General features: G+C 70.7%; 16 protein-coding genes. 3 read left to right on the forward strand and 13 right to left on the reverse strand.

What is annotated here, in order from left to right:
• The 6 genes from VGF12_RS04280 to VGF12_RS04305 form a co-directional block, all read right to left on the reverse strand.
• On the reverse strand, nucleotides 1-1,095 hold a 1,095-nt coding region (locus VGF12_RS04280; RefSeq protein WP_331174804.1), incomplete at its 3' end, for a right-handed parallel beta-helix repeat-containing protein.
• A 162-nt stretch (nucleotides 1,096-1,257) separates the two neighbouring features.
• On the reverse strand, nucleotides 1,258-2,139 hold the full coding sequence (locus tag VGF12_RS04285; protein ID WP_331174805.1) for a DMT family transporter: 882 nt from the start codon (nucleotides 2,137-2,139) through the stop codon (nucleotides 1,258-1,260).
• On the reverse strand, nucleotides 2,136-2,630 hold the full coding sequence (locus VGF12_RS04290; RefSeq protein ID WP_331174806.1) for a methylated-DNA--[protein]-cysteine S-methyltransferase: 495 nt from the start codon (nucleotides 2,628-2,630) through the stop codon (nucleotides 2,136-2,138). The genes VGF12_RS04285 and VGF12_RS04290 overlap by 4 nt, the downstream gene beginning before the upstream one ends.
• Nucleotides 2,627-4,081, reverse strand: coding sequence for a DNA-3-methyladenine glycosylase 2 family protein (locus VGF12_RS04295; protein ID WP_331174807.1), 1,455 nt, complete (start codon nucleotides 4,079-4,081; stop codon nucleotides 2,627-2,629). The genes VGF12_RS04290 and VGF12_RS04295 overlap by 4 nt, the downstream gene beginning before the upstream one ends.
• A 66-nt stretch (nucleotides 4,082-4,147) precedes the next feature.
• Nucleotides 4,148-4,897 carry a LytTR family DNA-binding domain-containing protein gene (locus VGF12_RS04300; RefSeq protein WP_331174808.1) on the reverse strand — a complete coding sequence of 250 codons (750 nt, stop codon included), beginning with the start codon at nucleotides 4,895-4,897 and terminating at the stop codon, nucleotides 4,148-4,150.
• A complete protein-coding gene (locus VGF12_RS04305; RefSeq protein ID WP_331174809.1) occupies nucleotides 4,894-6,027 on the reverse strand; it encodes a sensor histidine kinase in 1,134 nt (377 codons plus the stop codon). Before VGF12_RS04305 ends, VGF12_RS04300 begins: the two co-directional genes overlap by 4 nt.
• 134 nt (nucleotides 6,028-6,161) lie before the next feature.
• Between VGF12_RS04305 and VGF12_RS04310 the strand changes: the two genes are divergently transcribed.
• From VGF12_RS04310 to VGF12_RS04320, 3 genes are read left to right on the forward strand one after another with little or no spacing between them, the layout of a single operon-like run.
• Nucleotides 6,162-7,568, forward strand: coding sequence for a phosphomannomutase/phosphoglucomutase (locus VGF12_RS04310; protein ID WP_331174810.1), 1,407 nt, complete (start codon nucleotides 6,162-6,164; stop codon nucleotides 7,566-7,568).
• Between the two features lie 48 nt (nucleotides 7,569-7,616).
• The gene (locus VGF12_RS04315; protein WP_331174811.1) at nucleotides 7,617-8,372 is read left to right on the forward strand and encodes a tetratricopeptide repeat protein; all 756 of its coding nucleotides are present in this window, start codon (nucleotides 7,617-7,619) and stop codon (nucleotides 8,370-8,372) included.
• Nucleotides 8,372-9,646, forward strand: coding sequence for a 3-deoxy-D-manno-octulosonic acid transferase (locus VGF12_RS04320; protein ID WP_331174812.1), 1,275 nt, complete (start codon nucleotides 8,372-8,374; stop codon nucleotides 9,644-9,646). Before VGF12_RS04315 ends, VGF12_RS04320 begins: the two co-directional genes overlap by 1 nt.
• A gap of 30 nt (nucleotides 9,647-9,676) precedes the next feature.
• On the opposite strand, the gene VGF12_RS04325 is transcribed toward VGF12_RS04320, so the two are convergent.
• The 7 genes from VGF12_RS04325 to VGF12_RS04355 all read right to left on the reverse strand — a co-directional run bounded on the left by VGF12_RS04325 (nucleotide 9,677) and on the right by VGF12_RS04355 (nucleotide 16,847).
• On the reverse strand, nucleotides 9,677-10,006 hold the full coding sequence (locus VGF12_RS04325) for a cupin domain-containing protein (RefSeq protein WP_331174813.1): 330 nt from the start codon (nucleotides 10,004-10,006) through the stop codon (nucleotides 9,677-9,679).
• Between the two features lie 114 nt (nucleotides 10,007-10,120).
• On the reverse strand, nucleotides 10,121-11,386 hold the full coding sequence (locus VGF12_RS04330; RefSeq protein ID WP_331174814.1) for an RNA polymerase sigma factor: 1,266 nt from the start codon (nucleotides 11,384-11,386) through the stop codon (nucleotides 10,121-10,123).
• Nucleotides 11,379-11,732 carry a YciI family protein gene (locus tag VGF12_RS04335; RefSeq protein WP_331174815.1) on the reverse strand — a complete coding sequence of 118 codons (354 nt, stop codon included), beginning with the start codon at nucleotides 11,730-11,732 and terminating at the stop codon, nucleotides 11,379-11,381. Before VGF12_RS04335 ends, VGF12_RS04330 begins: the two co-directional genes overlap by 8 nt.
• A 119-nt stretch (nucleotides 11,733-11,851) precedes the next feature.
• Nucleotides 11,852-13,261: an efflux transporter outer membrane subunit gene (locus tag VGF12_RS04340; protein ID WP_331174816.1), complete on the reverse strand. Its 1,410-nt coding sequence runs from the start codon at nucleotides 13,259-13,261 to the stop codon at nucleotides 11,852-11,854.
• 14 nt (nucleotides 13,262-13,275) lie between these two features.
• Nucleotides 13,276-14,859: a DHA2 family efflux MFS transporter permease subunit gene (locus VGF12_RS04345; RefSeq protein ID WP_331174817.1), complete on the reverse strand. Its 1,584-nt coding sequence runs from the start codon at nucleotides 14,857-14,859 to the stop codon at nucleotides 13,276-13,278.
• A 9-nt stretch (nucleotides 14,860-14,868) separates the two neighbouring features.
• Nucleotides 14,869-15,969, reverse strand: a complete 1,101-nt coding sequence (locus VGF12_RS04350; protein ID WP_331174818.1) for an HlyD family secretion protein — start codon at nucleotides 15,967-15,969, stop codon at nucleotides 14,869-14,871.
• Nucleotides 15,966-16,847, reverse strand: coding sequence for a pirin family protein (locus VGF12_RS04355; RefSeq protein WP_331174819.1), 882 nt, complete (start codon nucleotides 16,845-16,847; stop codon nucleotides 15,966-15,968). The genes VGF12_RS04350 and VGF12_RS04355 overlap by 4 nt, the downstream gene beginning before the upstream one ends.
• Between the last annotated feature and the right edge of the window lie 17 nt (nucleotides 16,848-16,864).

Raw genomic sequence — 16,864 nt, forward strand, 5'->3', positions numbered from 1 at the left:
GTCGCGCACGACGACGCGGTGCGACTGGTTGAAGATCTTCACCGCAGCCGGGAAGTAGCCGGTCAGCTGTCGGACGTTGTTGCGCCGCACGAGGTTGCGCTCCAGCAGCACGTCCGACGAGCCGATGACGTAGATGCCTTCGGTGCCGGTATCGCTGACCAGCGAGTTGCGGATGACCAGTCCGTCGCCGCGGAAATACCCGGCCACGCGCGAGCAGTGGGTGATGGTGACGTTCTCCAGCAGCGTGCCGATGACTTCCTTGCCGTGCTGGTCTTCGGGCGAGGGGCCGACGGGGTCGTCGGTCGGCTCCTCGGACACCAGCGTCGACGGTTTCTTGCCCTCGATGTCGATGGCGCGGTAGGCGTACTGGGTGAAGGTGATGCCTCGCAGCACCGGCCCCTTGCGGTCCGAGGCCTTGCCGTGGACCTCCCGGGACGGCCGGTGCAACGCGATGTCATGTGCCGTGATCTCCACGGTGCGGCCGGCGGGGTCGGTGCCGATGTAGACATAGCCCCGGGCATAGTCCACATAGAAGGCGCGCGCACTGACCTCGCCCTCCCAGCCGGCGGACTGCAGTGCCTCGCCATCGATGAAGACCATGTCGTTGTTGAAGCGGTGCAGCGGCGTCAGCATGCCCTCGCGGTCGCGCTGCCACCAGCCCAGCGGTTGGGCGGGAAACAGCGTCGACCACTTGGTGCGCCAGACGTTGCGCCCCAGGCTCTGCCAGTCGGTGGCCACGCGCGTGCCCTTCAGGACGGGCGTTTCGTCCTGGTAGGGCTGGATGGTGATGCCCTGGTTGAGCTGCAGCCCGCCCGTGCGATAGGTGCCGCCCCGCAGGACGATGGCGTCGCCCGTGACGACGCGAGCCATCGCCGACTCGATGGTCGTCGGCTCGCCGAGGGAAGCGCCGGAGGCCTGGGCCCTGCCGTCCGGCGCCACGAAATAGACGTGGGCCGCCTTGGGCACGGCGTAGCGCTGCGGCACCGGCCCGTAGGGGCCGCCCGAGGGCTGGGCGACGGCAGCCGCGCCCAGCAGTGGGGCGACGACGAGGCTGAGGATGCGGGCCGGACGGCCCAGGCGGCACAGAAGGTTCATGCAGTCTCCATGGCGCAAAGGTAGCGCTACCAATTTTTGTGGACCGCACCCTACCACTGTTTGCACCGATCGGCGAGACGCTTGGGAATGTCCGCTCGGCCCGGCCTGCGTGTCTGCGTGTCTGCGTGTCTGCGTGTCTGCGTGTCTCGGCCTGTCGGCGCGTCAGCGTGCCCTGTGCCCCACCAGCCCGAGCGCGAGCGCGATGCCCACCAGCACGATGGCGCCGCCGGCCACCATTTGCGCGGTGACGGCCTCGCCCAGGAACAGCGCGCCCCACAGGATGGCGAACAGCGGGATCAAGAAGGTGACGGACACCGCATTCGTCGGCCCCACGCGACTCATCAGCCGGAAATAGAGGATGTAGGCCAGTGCCGTGCACAGGGCCGCGAGCGCCAGCGCGGCGCCCCAGGCCACGCCACCGGGCAGGGTCGCAGGCCACAGCCAGGCTGCCGGCAGTGCCAGCAACAGCGCCGCGGTGAACTGACTGCCGGTGGCCACGGCCAGCGGCGAAACGCCCGCGAGGTAGCGCCGGGCCGCATTGGCGGCCACCCCGTAGCACAAGGTGGCAGTCGCGCAGGCCAGCAACGCCAGCAGGCCGCTGTGATCGGCCCCCGGCCTGAAGCTCGCCTTGTCCCAGGCGAGGAATGCAACGCCGGCGAAACCGATCACCAGGCCCAGCACGCGCAGCGGCGTGAGGCCCTGACGGAGCCAGACGAAGCCCACGATGGCCGTCCACAGCGGCGTCGTCGCGTTGACGATGCTCGACAGGCCCGCCGTGATGGACAGCGCCGCGAACGAGAACAGCGCGAAGGGGATGGCGCTGTTCAGCGCGCCGACGAGCAGCAGCCCCTTCCAGTGCGTGCGCAGGGCCGATAACTGGCCTCGGGAGGCCAGCAGCGGAATCAACATGACGCTCGCCAGGCCCACGCGCACGGCCGCCAGTGCGACGGGGCCGAATTCATGGGCTCCGAGGCGCATGAACAGGAAGGAGGCGCCCCAGAGCGCCGCGAGCAGGACGAGCTCGCCGATGTCGAACGCCTTCATGCGCTGGCGCCCTCCAGGCTCAGCAGGGCCTGCTTGCGCGGCAGTCCGCCGGCATAGCCGGTCAACGAACCGTCCGCGCCGACGACACGGTGGCACGGGATGAGGATGGAGATGGGGTTGCGGCCCACCGCGGCGCCCAGCGCACGCGCGGCCTGGGCGCGGCCGAGGCGTTCGGCCAGGTGGCCGTAGGTGTCGGAGGCCCCCGGCGCGATGGCAAGCAGCGCCTGCCAGACCGCGCGCTGGAAGGCCGTGCCGGCCGGGTCCAGCGGTGGCATCACGAAGGGCTTGCCGCCGAAATAGGCCTGGAGGGCCGCTTCGGTGGCCGACAGCACGGGATCGCTGCCGTCGTCAACGGGCACCTCCAGTGCACCCGGGTGGTGCTTCTGGCCGTCAAACCACAGGCCCGACAGGCCCGTCGCGCTGCGGGCCGCCGTCAGCGGACCGAGGGGCGTCGCGATGCGGCGCTGCAGGATGTGATGCTGGGTGTTCATGCGTGTCTCCAGAGGTGCAGGACGGCGTAGCTGCGGAAGGGCCGGTAACGCTCCGCCGCGGCGAGATAGGCCTGGGGCGCGAGGGGTGGCCCCTGGGGATCGAGCTGGGCGCCGAGTGCCTTGCGCAGCACGACGTCACCGGGCGGGAAGCTGTCGGGCCAGCTCCAGCCGCGCATCAGCATGTAGCCCGCCGTCCAGGGGCCGATGCCGGGGAGGGTCGTCAGCGCCTCGGCGGCGGCCTCGGGCGGGCCCTCGCGGCGGGCAAAGGCCAGCGTCGGCCAGGCCTGGGCCAGCGCGATGAGGCTGTCGGCGCGGCGGCCGATGATGCCCAGCGAGGCGATGTCGTCGCGGGTCGCAGCGGCGATGCGTTCGGGCGTGGGGAAGAGCCGGTCGCAGCCCGCGGGCGCATCGGCCAGGGCCTCGCCGAAGCGCTCGACGAAGCGCCCCGCCAGCGTCCGCGCCGCGGCGACGGTGACCTGCTGGCCGAGCACAGCCCGGACCGCCAGCTCGAAGCGATCCACGCACCCCGGCAGGCGCTGGCCCGGCACGGCGCCCTCGCCCAGCGCGGCGGCGATGGCCTGCGGATCGGCATCCAGGTCCAGCCAGCGGCGCAGCAGCGGCAGCAGCGAACCGACGGCCGGCCACAGCGCGGGCGACAGCTCGACACCCACCTCGCCGGCCTTGTCAAAGCTCACGCGCAGCCAGCCCGCGTGGTGCCGACCGGCGTGCGTCAGGGCCAGGGTCCGGGTGACGCCCTGCCCGTCCACGACTTCAACACCGGCCACGGCGCGCGGCGCGAGAAAGGCCAGCACGCCGGCCGCGTCGTAGGGCTGGCGATAGGCCAGTCGCAGCCGAGATGCGGGCCCGGCCCCTGCGCCTCCGCGGCGCAGCGCCGTCGGCTGCAGCCGGTAGTGCTCGACGAAGGCGGCGTTGAAGCGCCGCAGGCTGGCGAAGCCGGCCGCGTAGGCCACCTCCTGGACCGGCAGCGTGCTGTCCGTCAGCAAGGCCTTGGCGAGCAGCAGACGGCGCGTCTGCAGGTACTGCAGCGGCGAAACGCCATGCTCGGCCTGGAAGATGCGGCGCAGGTGGCGGCTCGTGATGCCCAGGTGGGCGGCCAGCTGCTCGACGCTGGCCTCGGCGTCGTCGCAGGCGTCCAGCCAGGCGGCCGCCTGGGCGGCCAGCGTGCGCGAGGCATCCATGGTCGTCCATGGCAGGGGACGCGGCGCCAGCTCGGGCCGGCACTTCATGCAGGGCCGGAAGGCGGCAGCCTCGGCCTGGGCGGCCGTCGCGAAGAAGCGGCAGTTCTCGCGCCGCGGCATGCGCACCCGGCAGACCGGGCGGCAATAGATGCCGGTGGACGTGACGCCCACGTAGAGCCGCCCGTCGAAGCGCGCGTCACGCGCTTGCAGGGCGGCGTAGGCCGCGTCGGGAGGCAGGATCTCGGAGGACATGCAGCCAGTCTAGGACCCGCACCTGCCAGATCCTGGCAGTTTTCGGACATCCCCCTCCCGGCTGACTCACATGGCCTTGAAGAGGTGGACGTAGGCCCGGCTGACGGGCAACTCCCGCTCGTGGCCTCGGACGCGCACGAAGAGGCGGCTGGCCTCGTCGCGGCGGGTGCCGGCGAGGTGCTCGAGGTTGATGATGGTGGAGCGGTGCACCTGCCAGAACTGCTCGGGGTCGAGCTGGGCGGACAGCTCGACGATGGGCGTGCGGATGAGGTGCTCGGCCGTGGCCGTCTGCACGACCGTGTACTTGTCGTCGGCATGGAAGAACAGCACGTCACCGACCGGGACCTGGTGCATCAATTCGCCCTGGGCCGCCCGCACGTAGCGCAGCCGGGTTGGGGCCGCGGCCCCCGCGACAGGCAGCAACCGCTTCAGCGTCTCGGCCAGCGCGCCATCGTCGCTGGGCGGCGCCTGGCGCAGCCGCGTGACGCACGCGGCCAGGCGCTCGGCCTTCAGGGGCTTGAGCAGGTAGTCGACGGCGCGGGCCTCGAAGGCGTCGACGGCGTACTGGTCGTAGGCCGTCACGAAGACGACCCGCGTCGCACCCTCGATGCCCTGAGCCACTTCCAGGCCGGTCATGCCGGGCATCTGGATGTCCAGGAAGGCCAGGTCCGGCTCCAGCTCGGCAATGGCCGCGGCGGCCTCAACGCCGTTGGCGGCGGTCTTGACGATCTCCAGCTCGGGCCAGGCTTGGGCGAGCTGGGCCTTCAGGTACTGGACGAGATGGGGTTCGTCGTCGGCGATCAGGGCAGTGGTCATGGGGTGTCGTCAGGCAGGGGAATCTGGATGCAGGCGCGCGTTCCGCCGCCTTCGCGCGGCAGCAGCTCGAGCGTCGCGCCGGGGCCGAAGCGGGCCTCCAGCCGGGCGCGGATGTTGCCGAGGGCCAGGCCGTTGCCGGCCCGGCGGCGCGGGCCGTCCAGCCCCTGGCCGTCGTCCGCGACCTCGATGTACAGCCGCCGGTCTTCGCGCCGGGCGCTGACGGCCACGGTGCCGCCGGCGATCTGGGGCTCCAGGCCGTGGTGGATGGCGTTCTCGACCAGTGGCTGGGCCAGCAGCGGCGGCAGCGCGATGCCGCCCAGCTCGGCGGGCAGCGTCAGCTCGACCCGGAGCCGCTCGCCCATGCGCAACTGCATCAGTCCGAGATAGGCCTCCAGCATCGCGAACTCCTGGGCCAGCGTCGTCGACTCGCCGCGCAACTGGCCGAGGCTGGCGCGCAGGTAGTCGGTGAAGCGCTCCAGCATCAGCTTGGCCCGATGGGGATCGAAGTCGATGAGGCTCTGCACGTTGGCGAGCGTGTTGAAGAGGAAATGCGGCTCGATCTGGCCCTGCAGCAGCTTGAGCTGGGCCTCGGTGATGCGGGCCTGCATGGCCTCCTGCTTCCAGCGCGCCCGGTAGCGCAGGCCGACGATGAGCGTGACGACGACGGAGATCAGCAGGAACTCCGCCCAGAAGCCCGGCTTGGCCAGCAGCTTGTTGAGCAGGTCCTGGCGGCTCCAGATGCTGGCCACGGCGGCAAAGCCGATGATGAGGCCGACCAGCGAACAGGCGATGGACAGCGACGAGAAGAACAGGCCCGACCGCCAGTCGCGCCAGCCCGTGATGGTGTCCAGCCAGCGCTGCGGCGCCAGCCGCTCGAAGCCGCGAAAGCCGATGAAGAAGCTCAGCGTCACGCACAGGCTGACCAGCATGTGGCCCGGCAGGTCATGGCGCCACCAGGCGGCCGAACCCAGCCGCCCGCTCTGCACGCCGTTGACCGTGGCGAACAGCAGACCGAAGCCGATGAACCACATCAGGTAGATCAGCGCACGGATGCGCCGCCGGTCGGGGCGCTTCTTCATCAGCATGCGCTGGTGGCGCAGGGCCTGGGCGAATTCCTCGGTGAATGTCATGGGTCTCGAGTGTAGGAAGCCCGCCCGCCCTGCCCCGCCGGCGGGCGACGATTCGACAGCCGGGACGACGAATGGCAAGCCGGCCCCTGCCTACAATCCGCCGCGCTTTTCCAACCCGTTCTACCGAGGCATCCATGCAGGTTCACGCATCCATCTTCAAGGCCTACGACATCCGCGGCGTCGTGGGCCAGACCTTGAACGAGGAGCTCGCCGAGCATCTGGGGCGCGCCTTCGGCACCGAGGCCAAGGCCCTGGGCGAGAAGGCCGTGGCCGTAGGCCGCGACGGCCGCCTGTCCGGCCCCGGGCTCGTCGCCGCGCTGATCCGCGGCCTGCAGAGCACCGGCCTGGACGTCGTCGACATCGGCGCCGTGACGACACCCATGCTCTATTACGTGGCTGCCACGCGCGGCAAGCATGGCTGCACGTCCGGCATCATGGTCACCGGCAGCCACAACCCCAAGGACTACAACGGCTTCAAGATGGTGCTGCAGGGCGCCGCCGTCTACGGCGATCAGATCCAGGGCCTGAAGCGCCGGATCGAAGCCGAGGACTACGCCGGCAAGGGCCAGAAGCCAGGCCGGGTGGGCCGGATGGACGTGGTGGCGGAGTACACGGCGCGCATCGTCAGGGACTGCAAGCTGGCCCGCCCGATGAAGGTCGTCGTCGACAGCGGCAACGGCATCCCCGGCGCCTCGGCGCCGGCCATCCTGCGCGCGCTGGGCTGCGAGGTGGTCGACATCTATTCCAGGGTGGACGGCGACTTCCCCAACCACCATCCGGACCCCAGCCGCCCCGAGAACCTGGAGGACCTCAAGCGCATCGTCCACGCGACCGACGCCGAACTGGGCCTGGCCTTCGACGGCGACGGCGACCGGCTCGGCATCGTCACGAAGGACGGCGAGATGATCATGCCGGACCGCCAGATCATGCTGCTGGCCGCCGACATCCTGAAGCGCAACCCGGGCGCCGAGATCATCTTCGACGTGAAGTGCACGCAGCGCCTGGCACCGTGGATCAAGGAACACGGCGGCAAGCCGCTGATGTGGATGACGGGCCATTCGCTGGCCAAGGCCAAGCTGAAGGAGACGGGCGCGCCGATGGCCGGCGAGCTGTCGGGCCACATCTTCTTCAACGAGCGCTGGTACGGCTTCGACGATGCCATGTACACGGCCGGCCGCATGCTGGAGATCCTCTCCCGCGACGCCGACCCCAGCGCCACGCTGAACGGCTTGCCCAACAGTTTCAACACCCCCGAGATCAACGTGCCCTGCGCGGAGGGCGAGCACCATGAGGTCGTCCAGAAGCTCAAGGGGCTGGTCACGCTGGCGGACTTCCCCGGTGCCAGCGAGATCGTCACCATCGACGGCTTGCGCATCGAGTTTCCGGACGGATTCGGCCTGATCCGCCCGTCCAACACGACGCCGGTGCTGGTGCTGCGCTTCGAGGGCCACACGCCCGAGGCGCTGGAGCGCATCCAGCACGATGTGCTGGCCCAGCTCAAGCGCGTCAAGCCCGACGCCACCTTCGCCGCGGGCCATTGACACCACACGGCCGCAGAGCCGTCATGAGCCAGCCATCAGGGAGATGACATGCCATTGATCGGAGGACTGCACATCCTGATCGCGCTGCTCTGCGCGGTCCACGTCGTGCGAAGCGGCCAGCAGCTGTACTGGCTGTTCATCCTGTTTGCCTTCCCGCTGCTGGGCAGTGCGGTGTACTTCTTCGCCGTCTACCTGCCCAACTCACGGCTGGAGCATGGTGCCCGCCAGGCCGTCACGGCCGCCGCGCGGGCGATGGATCCGGGCCGCGACGTGCGAGAGGCCCGTGCGGCCTTCGACGTGTCGCCGTCGGCGCAAAACCAGATGCGCCTGGCCGGTGCGCTGCTGGAAGCCGGCGAGGCCGCCGAGGCCGCCCAGGCCTATGAGGCCGCTCTCAAGGGCCCGTTCGCCACCGACCCGGACATCCGCTTCGGCGCGGCGCGGGCTTATGCCGAATGCCAGCGCTTCGACGCCGCACTGCCGTATCTGGAGGCGCTGAAGGCCGAGCGCCCGAGCTTCCGGGCCGACCAGGTCCTGCTGCTGCTGGCCCGCGCCTATGCAAGCACTGGCCGCACGACCGAGGCGCGCGAGAGTTTCGAGGCCGCCGTCGGCCGTTACGCCAGCTTCGAAGCCAGCGCCGAGTACCTGATGTGGGCCCTGGCGATCAACGACACAGCCACGGCCGCGCGACTGCAAACCGAGATCGATCGCCAGATCGGTCTGTGGAGTCCTGCCAGCCGCCAGCTCAACGAACCAGTCCTGCGCCGCCTGCGTGCCGCGCAGGACCTGGCCAGGAAGGACCGCTGATGCCCGAGGGCCTGGCGCTGGCCCTGTACGCGGCGGCACTGCGGCTGCTGACGCCGCTGTACCTGCTGCGCCTGTGGCGGCGCGGCGCGAAGGAGCCGCTCTACCGCCAGGCCCTGCGCGAACGGCTGGGGCTGTACGCCGCGCCGCAGCCCGCACCCGGGCGCCTGTGGATCCATGCGGTCTCCCTGGGCGAGACGCGGGCCGCCAGCGCGCTCATCGCCGCGCTGCGCGAACGCGAGCCGGACCTGCGCCTCTTGCTGACCCAGTCGACGGCCACCGGCCGCGAGGCCGCCCAGGCCCTGCTGCGCGACGGCGACGCCATCGCCTGGCTGCCCTACGACACGCCCGGTGCCGTGCGGCGCTTTCTGCGCCACTGGCGGCCGCGGCTGGGCGTGCTGATGGAGACCGAGGTCTGGCCCACGCTGCAGCGCGAGGCCGAACGCGCCGGGTTGCCCATGGTGCTGGCCAATGCGCGGCTGTCCGAGAAGAGCCTGCGCCAGGGCCGGCGCCTGGGTGCCTTGATGCGGCCTGCGGCGGCTCGAATGATGCTGGCCCTGGCCCAGACCGAGGCGGACGCGCAGCGCATCCGCGCGATGGGCACGGCCCGCGTCGAGGTGGCCGGCAATCTGAAGTACGACATCGCCATGGACGCGGCGCTGATCGCGCGCGGCCAGGCCTGGGCGGCGCAGGTCGGCCGCCCCGTGCTGATGCTGGCCGTCAGCCGCGAGGGAGAGGAGAAGGCGCTGCTGGACGCTTGGGTGAAGCAGCCCGCGCCACGCCCGTTGCTGGCCATCGTGCCGCGCCATCCGCAGCGCTTCGACGAGGTGGCCGCTCTGGTCGAAGCCGCGGGGCTGACGCTGGCGCGCCGCAGCAGCTGGGCCGACCCGCCTCCCGCGACGGCCAGGGCCGCAGACGTCTGGCTGGGCGACTCCATGCGCGAGATGCCGCTTTACTACGGCCTGGCCAGCGTGGCCCTGCTGGGCGGCAGCTTCGAACCGCTGGGAGGCCAGAACCTCATCGAAGCCGCGGCCTGTGGCTGCCCGGTGCTGGCGGGACCGCACACCTTCAATTTCGCCGAGGCAACGGAGCTGGCCCTGGCGGCGGGCGCGGCGCGACGCTGTGCGACGCTGGCCGACGCCATCCTGCAGGGACAGGCACTGTGCGCGGATGCGCCGGCACGTCAGTCGATGAGTCGCAACGCCCTCGCCTTCGCTGCCGCGCATCGCGGAGCGGCGGCGCGGATGGCAGCCGCGATCCTGCCCTTGGCCGGCTGAACCTGGCCGGCGGCGCAAACCGCGGCGCCTCTAGCGGCGCAGCGCGATGGTCACGAGCGCGGAGGAGTCCTCGACCGCCGTGACATCATGCATCACGCCGCCAGCAAGATAGAGCAGCTGGTCCGCGCCCAGCGCATGCGAGCGACCTTCGGCCGTGACCACCAGGGATCCTTCGAGGCAGTGCACCGTGATCTCGCCGGGCACGCTGTGCGGTGGCAGGGACTTGCCCGCCATCAGCACCAGGCGCATGACCTCCAGGTCCGCCGACTTGAAGAGCGCCCGGGTCTTCTCCTGGGCAAGTCCGGCGCCAAGCGGCCGCACGTCAACGGCCTGGCCAGGGAGTGCGTGAGGGATAGCCATGGGCTCAAGTATGCGCCCAGGGCTCGGCCGACGCATTGATGCGCCGCGGCGGGGTGCGCACGGGGGACGCCAGGGCACCCCGCGGGAAGCGGGCTTGGGACACCGCCCAGGGATTCAGCCGCCCGGGGTCCCGACGTGGCCGGGGCGGGCGATGCTGGGCTCGCCCCCCTGGCGGGCCCGGTCAAGCAGGAAACGCCGCGTCGCCTCGTCGCGGCAAAGCCCTGCGGCGCGCTGATAGGCGTCGGCCGCGGGTTCGCCCCGCTGGCGCAACAGTTCGGCCCGCAGTGCCCAGTAGGGCTGGTGCTCGCGCACCAAGGTGTCGTCCAATGCGGCCAGATGCGGCCAGGCCACGTCGGCGCCCTGCCAACGGGCCAGCGCACTGATGAAGCCGAGGCGATAGCCCAGCGTCGGCGCCAGGCTCAGCAGGCCTTGGTAGAGCAAGGTCAGCGTCTGCCAGTCGGTGCGGCCCGTCTCGGCCCGGCGCGCGTGCACGGATTGCACCGCGGCTTCGAGCTGATAACGGCCCGGACGTACCGCAGGACCTGCCTGCGCGGCCTTCTCCAGCGCCAGCCCCGCCTGCGCCATCAGCGTGCCATCCCACCGCTGCACGTCCTGTTCGTCCAGGGGGATGAAGGCCCCCTCCCCGTCCCGGCGCGCGGGCCGGCGTGCCTCGGCGTAGAGCAGCAAGGCCTTCAGGCCCAGCGCCTCGGGGTCGGGCAGGCGCTCGGCCAGCCAGCCGGCCAGCAGCAGGGCCTGGGGGCACGACGCAGCGGCGTCCTCCCAATCAAGGCCATAGGCGGCATAGATGGCGTCCAGCACCGCCGGCAGGCGGCCGGGCAGTTCCTGCGCCGCCGGGAGCTCGAAGGCGATGCCCGCATCGCGGATCTTGGCCTTGGCCCGGGACAGCCGCTGGCCGAGGGCGGCCGGCTGCACCAGGAAGAGACCCGCCATGCGCTCCACGGGCACGCCGAGCACGACCTGCAGCATCAGCGGTGCATGCACCGCGCAGTCGATGGCGGGGTGGGCGCAGACGAAGAGCAGCTTCAGTCGCTCATCCGGAAAGTCCAGCTCCGCCGCTGCGCCCGGCAGGTCGGCGACATCGGACGCATGCCGATGCAGCCAGTCCTCGGCGTGGTCCGCCACCACCCGCGCATGGCGCAGGTCGTCACGCCAACGGTTGCGCGCGACCGCCAACAGCCAGGCGGCGGGGTTGGCCGGCACCCCGTGCGAGGGCCAGGTCAACCAGGCCTGGGCGACGGCATCCGCCACGGCATCTTCTGCGGCGGCAAGGTCGCGGGTGCGGGAGGCCAGCAAGCCGACCAGCCGTGCGCGGCTGGCCTGCAGGGTCTCGGCCAGCACCGCGCCGGCGGCCTTAGTCATGCACCAGGTTGGGCCGGACCTCGACCACGACGCCCTCGCGGTCCGGGAAACGCCCCGCCCACTTCAGGGCGGCGTCCAGGTCCGGCACGTCGATGATGAAGAGGCCGCCCAGCAGCTCCTTGGTGTCGGCCACCGGGCCGTCATGCAGGACCAGCTGGCCTTTGGCCCGGCGCAACGTCGTCGCCGTCGTCGGTGGCTGCAGGCCGGCGCCGCTGACGAAAACTCCCGCCTCCTTGAGCGCCTTCAGGTAGGCCATCGTGCCACCCCAGTAGGCGGCCTGCTGGGCAGGGTCGGTGCGGGCGGCGAAGCCCTCGTCCGTTTCGAAGATTTGAAGGGTGTAGTGCACGGCGGTCCTTGTGTTGTGCCCGGTGGGCGGCTCATGTGGCAGGGAAAGGACCCCATGCCCTTTCGCCGCCATGACGGGCCAGCCCGGGCGGTTTCGACAACCGGAACACCCTCATCATGTCAGCCGCCGCTGCCCCAGCCACCGCCCAACGCCTTGACGAGCTGCGCGGTGGCCACCCACTGGGCGCCGCGCAGTTGCGCCAGGGCGCGCTCGGTGGCGAGCGGAGTGCGCTCCGCCTCGGTCACGTCGAGATAGCTGACAGCGCCCTTGTCGTAGCGGCTGCGGGCGACGGTCAGCGCCTGGCCCGACGACGCCAGCGTCCGGTTCTGCGCGTCCACGACGGCGGCGCGGCCCTGCAGTTCGGCCAGCGCATCGTCCACCTCGCGCAGCGCCTGCAGCATGCGCCCGCGGAAGGTCGCGAGCGATTCGTCGACCTGGGCCTTGGCGCTCGCCAGGTTGGCCTTGTTCTTGCCGCCCTCGAAGAGGGGCAGCGAGATGCTGGGGCCGAAGTTGTAGAGGCGCGCCGGCGCCGAGACCAGGTCGCTCAGGTCCTTGCTCTGGTAGCCGAAGCTGCCGGTCAGCCGGATGGAGGGATAGAACGCCGCCTCGGCGATACCCACCTGCGCCGTCGCAGCATGCAGCTGCGCCAGGCTCTGCGCCAGGTCCGGGCGGCGCTGCAGCAGTTCGGACGGCACGCCGGCACGGATGGCGGGAGGGGCGGCCAACGGCGCGGCCTGCAGCTTCAGCTCGGCGGCGGCTTGCCCGGTCAACGCGGCGATCTGGTTCAACACCAGCGCCTGACGGCGCGGCAGGTCCGCGACATCGGCGTCGGCGGAGGCCAGCTCGGCGCGCACGCGCTCCAGGTCTTGGGTCGTCGAGGAGCCGGCGTCGAAGCGGGTCTGCGCGACCTGGAAGGCCTTGGCACGGCTGTCGCGCACGCGCTGCAGCGCCTGGGCCTCGTCGGCCAGTGCGCGCCATTGCCAGTAGGCCGCGGCCACGTCGGCCGTCAACGCCACGCGGGCGGCAGCAGCGTCGAGCGTGGCGCCGTCGAGCTGGGCCTGCGCCGCCTCGGCCTGGCGCTTCACGCGCCCCCAGAGGTCGATCTCCCAGCCGAGGTTGGCCTGTACCGTCGTCTGCCATCCTTCGAAGGTGATGGCTTGGCCGCCCAGCACGGGCGTCGTGACGGACTTGGCCGAGGTGCGCAGGCCGGTCTCGTTGGCGCCGATGTCCAGGCGCGGCAGTTCATCGGCCCGGGTTGCGCCGTACACGGCGCGGGCACGATCGATGCGCGCCGCGGCGGCGGCCAGCGTGGGGCTGGCTTGCAGGGCCTGGGCTTCGAGCGCATTGAGCTGGGCGTCGCCGAACGACAGCCACCAGTCGCGTTGCAGCTCGGCGCCGGCCACGGGCGCCGCGGCACGGTAGGCGGCCGGCGCATTCGCAGCCGGCGCCTGGTAGTTGGGGCCCAGCGTCGTGCAGGCGGCCAGCGACGCCGTGGCGACGAGGGTGAGGACGGTCTTGAGTTGGATCATCTCGATCTCCCGATTCAGTGGGCGGCTTCCGCGCTCGCAGCGCCGCCGAGGACCTTCTTGCTGAGCCAGACGATGGCCACGCAGGCGAACAGTGCGATGCCGAGGATCAGGAAGGCGTCGTTGTAGGCCATGACGTAGCTGTCGCGGCGTACGACGTTGTCCAGCGCCTTGATGGCCATGTCCTGCGCGGCGGCGCTGTCGAACCCCTTGCTCGCGAAGTTCTGGGCCAGCGCATCCAGCCGCGCCTGGGTGGCAGGGTCGTAGAGGCTGACGGCCTCGCCGACGCGGGCGCTGTGCAGGTGCTCGCGGTTGGTCAGCAGCGTCGCCAGCACGGCGATGCCGACCGAGCCGCCGAGGTTGCGCATCATGTTGAACATGCCGGAGGCGCTGGGCAGCAGGTTCGGCGGGATGCCGTTCACTGCGAAGTTGGTCAGCGTGATCATGATGAGCGGCTGGCCGAGCGCGCGCACGACCTGTGCGGCGAGCAGTTCCGGCCCGGCGGTGTCGGCGCTCATGTGGGTGTTCATGAAGCAGGAGACCGCGAACAGCGCCAGGCCCAGGCTCATCATCACGCGGTTGTCCAGCTTGGTGGACAGCTTGGCCGCGAAGGGCATGATGAAGAGCTGCGGCAGGCCCATCCACATGATGACCAGGCCGATCTGCATGGGCGTGTAGTTCGCGATCTGGCCCAGGTAGAGCGGCAGGATGAAGGCCGAGCCGTAGAGGCCCATGCCAGTCGTGAACGCGATGACGCCGGCAATCAGGAAGCTGGGGCGGCCAAGGATGTGCAGGTCGATGAAGGTGTTGCGGCGCGTCAGGCCGCGCCAGGCCCAGCCGTAGATGCCGGCGATGGCCAGCACGGCCGCCGTGATGATGAAGGGGCTCTGGAACCAATCCTTGGCGTTGCCCTCTTCCAGCATCGCGGTCAGCGACCCCAGGCCGACGGCCATGAAGAGGATGCCCCACCAGTCGACGTCGCGGAGCAGTTTGAGGTTCATCGGCTCCTTGTCCAGGCCGAAGCTGACGCCCAGCATCAGCAGGATGCCCGGCACCCAGTTGATGTAGAAGATGCTGGGCCAGCCATAGAGCTCGGTCAGGTAACCGCCCACCGTGGGTCCCAGCGTGGGGGCGAGCGTGGCGGTCATGCCGAACAGGGCCAGCCCGATGGGGCGCTTCTTCAGCGGCAGCTTGCGCGTGACCAGCGTCATCGCCATCGGGATCATCACGCCACCCGTGAAGCCCTGGGCGGCGCGAAAGGCGATCATGCTCTCCAGGCTCCAGGCCATGCCGCACAGCGTGCTGAAGACCAGGAACAGCGCGACGTTGACGACCAGGTAGCGCCGCGTGGAGAAGACCATCGCCAGGAAACCCGCGAGGGGGATGACGACGATCTCGGCGACGAGGTAGGCGCTGGAGATCCAGGAGCCCTCTTCCTGCGTGGCCGACAGCGCGCCGAGGATGTCCTTCAGCGATGAATTGGTGATGGCGATGTCCAGCACCGCCATGAAGGCGCCCAGCAGGCTGGCCAGCACGGCCAGCCAGGTGCGACCGCTGACCTTCTGGTCGGGCGGCGGCGGGAGGTAGTTCTCGTTGCCCATGGGGATGGCTTACTCGGCGATCTCGACTTCCACCTGCACCGACAGCCCCGGCACGATGCGCGCAGCCTGCTCACCCAGGCCCTTCAGGCTCTCGGGCTCGAAGACCAGCTTCACCGGCACGCGCTGGACGATCTTCGTGAAGTTGCCGGTCGCGTTGTCCGGCGGCAGCAGCGCGAAGCTGGCGCCCGAGGCCGGCGCAAAGCTGTCGACCTTGGCGATCAGGTCCTGCCCCGGGAAGGCATCCACCTTCACGTGCACCTTCTGGCCCGTCTTCATCCGTGCGAGCTGGGTTTCCTTGAAGTTGGCGACGATCCAGGTCTCGGGTTCGACGATGGCAGCGAGCTGCTGGCCGGGCTGCACGCGCTGGCCCACTTCCACGGTGCGCTTGCCGATACGGCCGTCGGCCGAGGCGCGGACCTCGACATAGCCGAGCTGGTTCTGGGCATCCTTGAGCTGCGCCTGCGTGGCACTCTTCTGCGCATTGGCGGACTGGCGAGCGCTCTCGGCGGCTGCCACCGCTTCCTTGGCGGCGTTGGCGCCGGCCTTGCGGGCGGCCAGGTCGGCTCGCGCCACGTCGCGCGCCGCGAGGGCCGCGTCGAGCTCTTGCTTGCTGGTGGCGCGCAGCTCGGCGCCAAACAGGGCCTGGCTGCGCTTGGCGTCCAGTTCGGTGCGTGCCAGCACGGCCTCCGCCTGCGCGACCTGGGATGTGGTGACGGCGGCCTGCGCGCGGGCCTGGGCGATCTGTGCGGCGCTCGTCGCGATGGCCGCGTCCGACTGGGCGATTTGCGCTTTCAGTCGCTCGATCTGCACGGCGGCATCGGCCGGGTCCAGGCGCAGCAGCACATCGCCTGCCTTGACCACCGCGTTGTCCTGCATGTGCATCTCCGTGACGACGCCGGCCACGCGCGTGGCGACCGGGTGGATGCGTCCCGCGACGAAGGCGTTGTCGGTCTCCACCAGATGCTGGCTGCGCCACCACATGCGCCCGCCCAGCCCGATGCCGCCCACCAGCAGCAGCGCGCCGATGACCAGCAGCGGCACCGGCGGGCCGCTCTTCTTGCCGTTCCCGGCGGGCTGGGGTGCGGCGGCGGTGTCCTGGGCTGCGTTCATTTGGAATTCCTTGTTGTCAGACGTTCGGGGTTGTTGTTGGGCGTGGACAGCGCGCAGAGGCGGCCCATGCCGCCGGTCTGGAAGCGCTGCAGCGCGGCGACGATCTGGCCCTCGTCGCTCATGGCGAAGGGGCCGTGGCGCACCAGCGGCTCGCGCAGGGGGCGGCCGCTGAAGCAGGCGAGACGCACGGCCTCGACGGCCTGCAGGCGCTCGCGGCCGGGTCCGGCCAACGACAGCGCCTGGCCGGCCGACAGCGTCAGCCCCGCCGCCTGGGCGCAGCCCTGGACGACGATGGCGAAGCCCTGCTCGCCTTCGGGCATCGCCAGCTCGTAGGCCGCACCGGCATCGATATCGACGATGGCCAGCGCCGTGGGCCAGGGCAGCGCCAGCTCGGCAGTGCCGCCGAAGACCTGCACGGCGCGCCAGCCCTCCCCCACGCGACGCGGCATCTGCGTGGCAGCCAGGCGCATCACGCACGGATCGCGCAGCTTCTGCTCCGCGGGCAGGTTGACGAAGACCTGCAGGCCATGGGCTTCACGGCCGGCGTCGATGGGGAACTCGTCGTGCATGACGCCGCGGCCGGCCAGCGTCCAGTGCAGGCCGCCGGGCAGGATCTCATGTTCGCCGCCCAGCGAATCCCGGCTGACAAGGCCGGTGGCCGAATCGTCGAAGAGGTAGGTCACTGCCGAGAAGCCGGCGTGCGGGTGGGGAGCGAACACCGCTTCGCTCATGCGGAAGCGGTCCACCATGATGAAGGGATCCAGCAGGGCCGCAGGCTCGCGCCACCCGTCGGCCTGGAAACCGGTGCCGATGTGGTGCGTTTTTGACGGGAGCAACTGGACCGTTGACATGATGGCCGGGACTGTAGAGAGTTCCATTTCCGGCGAATAGATGA

This window comes from Roseateles sp. (assembly GCF_036404855.1).
GTDB lineage: Bacteria > Pseudomonadota > Gammaproteobacteria > Burkholderiales > Burkholderiaceae_C > Pelomonas.

Excerpts from the sequence above, each read along its gene's own strand:
- VGF12_RS04330 (WP_331174814.1), bottom strand. The coding sequence starts at position 11,386 with ATGACTAAGGCCGCCGGCGCGGTGCTGGCCGAGACCCTGCAGGCCAGC.
- VGF12_RS04355 (WP_331174819.1), bottom strand. The coding sequence starts at position 16,847 with ATGGAACTCTCTACAGTCCCGGCCATCATGTCAACGGTCCAGTTGCTC.
- VGF12_RS04320 (WP_331174812.1), top strand. The coding sequence starts at position 8,372 with ATGCCCGAGGGCCTGGCGCTGGCCCTGTACGCGGCGGCACTGCGGCTG.
- VGF12_RS04285 (WP_331174805.1), bottom strand. The coding sequence starts at position 2,139 with ATGAAGGCGTTCGACATCGGCGAGCTCGTCCTGCTCGCGGCGCTCTGG.
- VGF12_RS04290 (WP_331174806.1), bottom strand. The coding sequence starts at position 2,630 with ATGAACACCCAGCATCACATCCTGCAGCGCCGCATCGCGACGCCCCTC.
- VGF12_RS04295 (WP_331174807.1), bottom strand. The coding sequence starts at position 4,081 with ATGTCCTCCGAGATCCTGCCTCCCGACGCGGCCTACGCCGCCCTGCAA.
- VGF12_RS04345 (WP_331174817.1), bottom strand. The coding sequence starts at position 14,859 with ATGGGCAACGAGAACTACCTCCCGCCGCCGCCCGACCAGAAGGTCAGC.
- VGF12_RS04325 (WP_331174813.1), bottom strand. The coding sequence starts at position 10,006 with ATGGCTATCCCTCACGCACTCCCTGGCCAGGCCGTTGACGTGCGGCCG.
- VGF12_RS04340 (WP_331174816.1), bottom strand. The coding sequence starts at position 13,261 with ATGATCCAACTCAAGACCGTCCTCACCCTCGTCGCCACGGCGTCGCTG.
- VGF12_RS04300 (WP_331174808.1), bottom strand. The coding sequence starts at position 4,897 with ATGACCACTGCCCTGATCGCCGACGACGAACCCCATCTCGTCCAGTAC.
- VGF12_RS04310 (WP_331174810.1), top strand. The coding sequence starts at position 6,162 with ATGCAGGTTCACGCATCCATCTTCAAGGCCTACGACATCCGCGGCGTC.
- VGF12_RS04350 (WP_331174818.1), bottom strand. The coding sequence starts at position 15,969 with ATGAACGCAGCCCAGGACACCGCCGCCGCACCCCAGCCCGCCGGGAAC.
- VGF12_RS04315 (WP_331174811.1), top strand. The coding sequence starts at position 7,617 with ATGCCATTGATCGGAGGACTGCACATCCTGATCGCGCTGCTCTGCGCG.
- VGF12_RS04305 (WP_331174809.1), bottom strand. The coding sequence starts at position 6,027 with ATGACATTCACCGAGGAATTCGCCCAGGCCCTGCGCCACCAGCGCATG.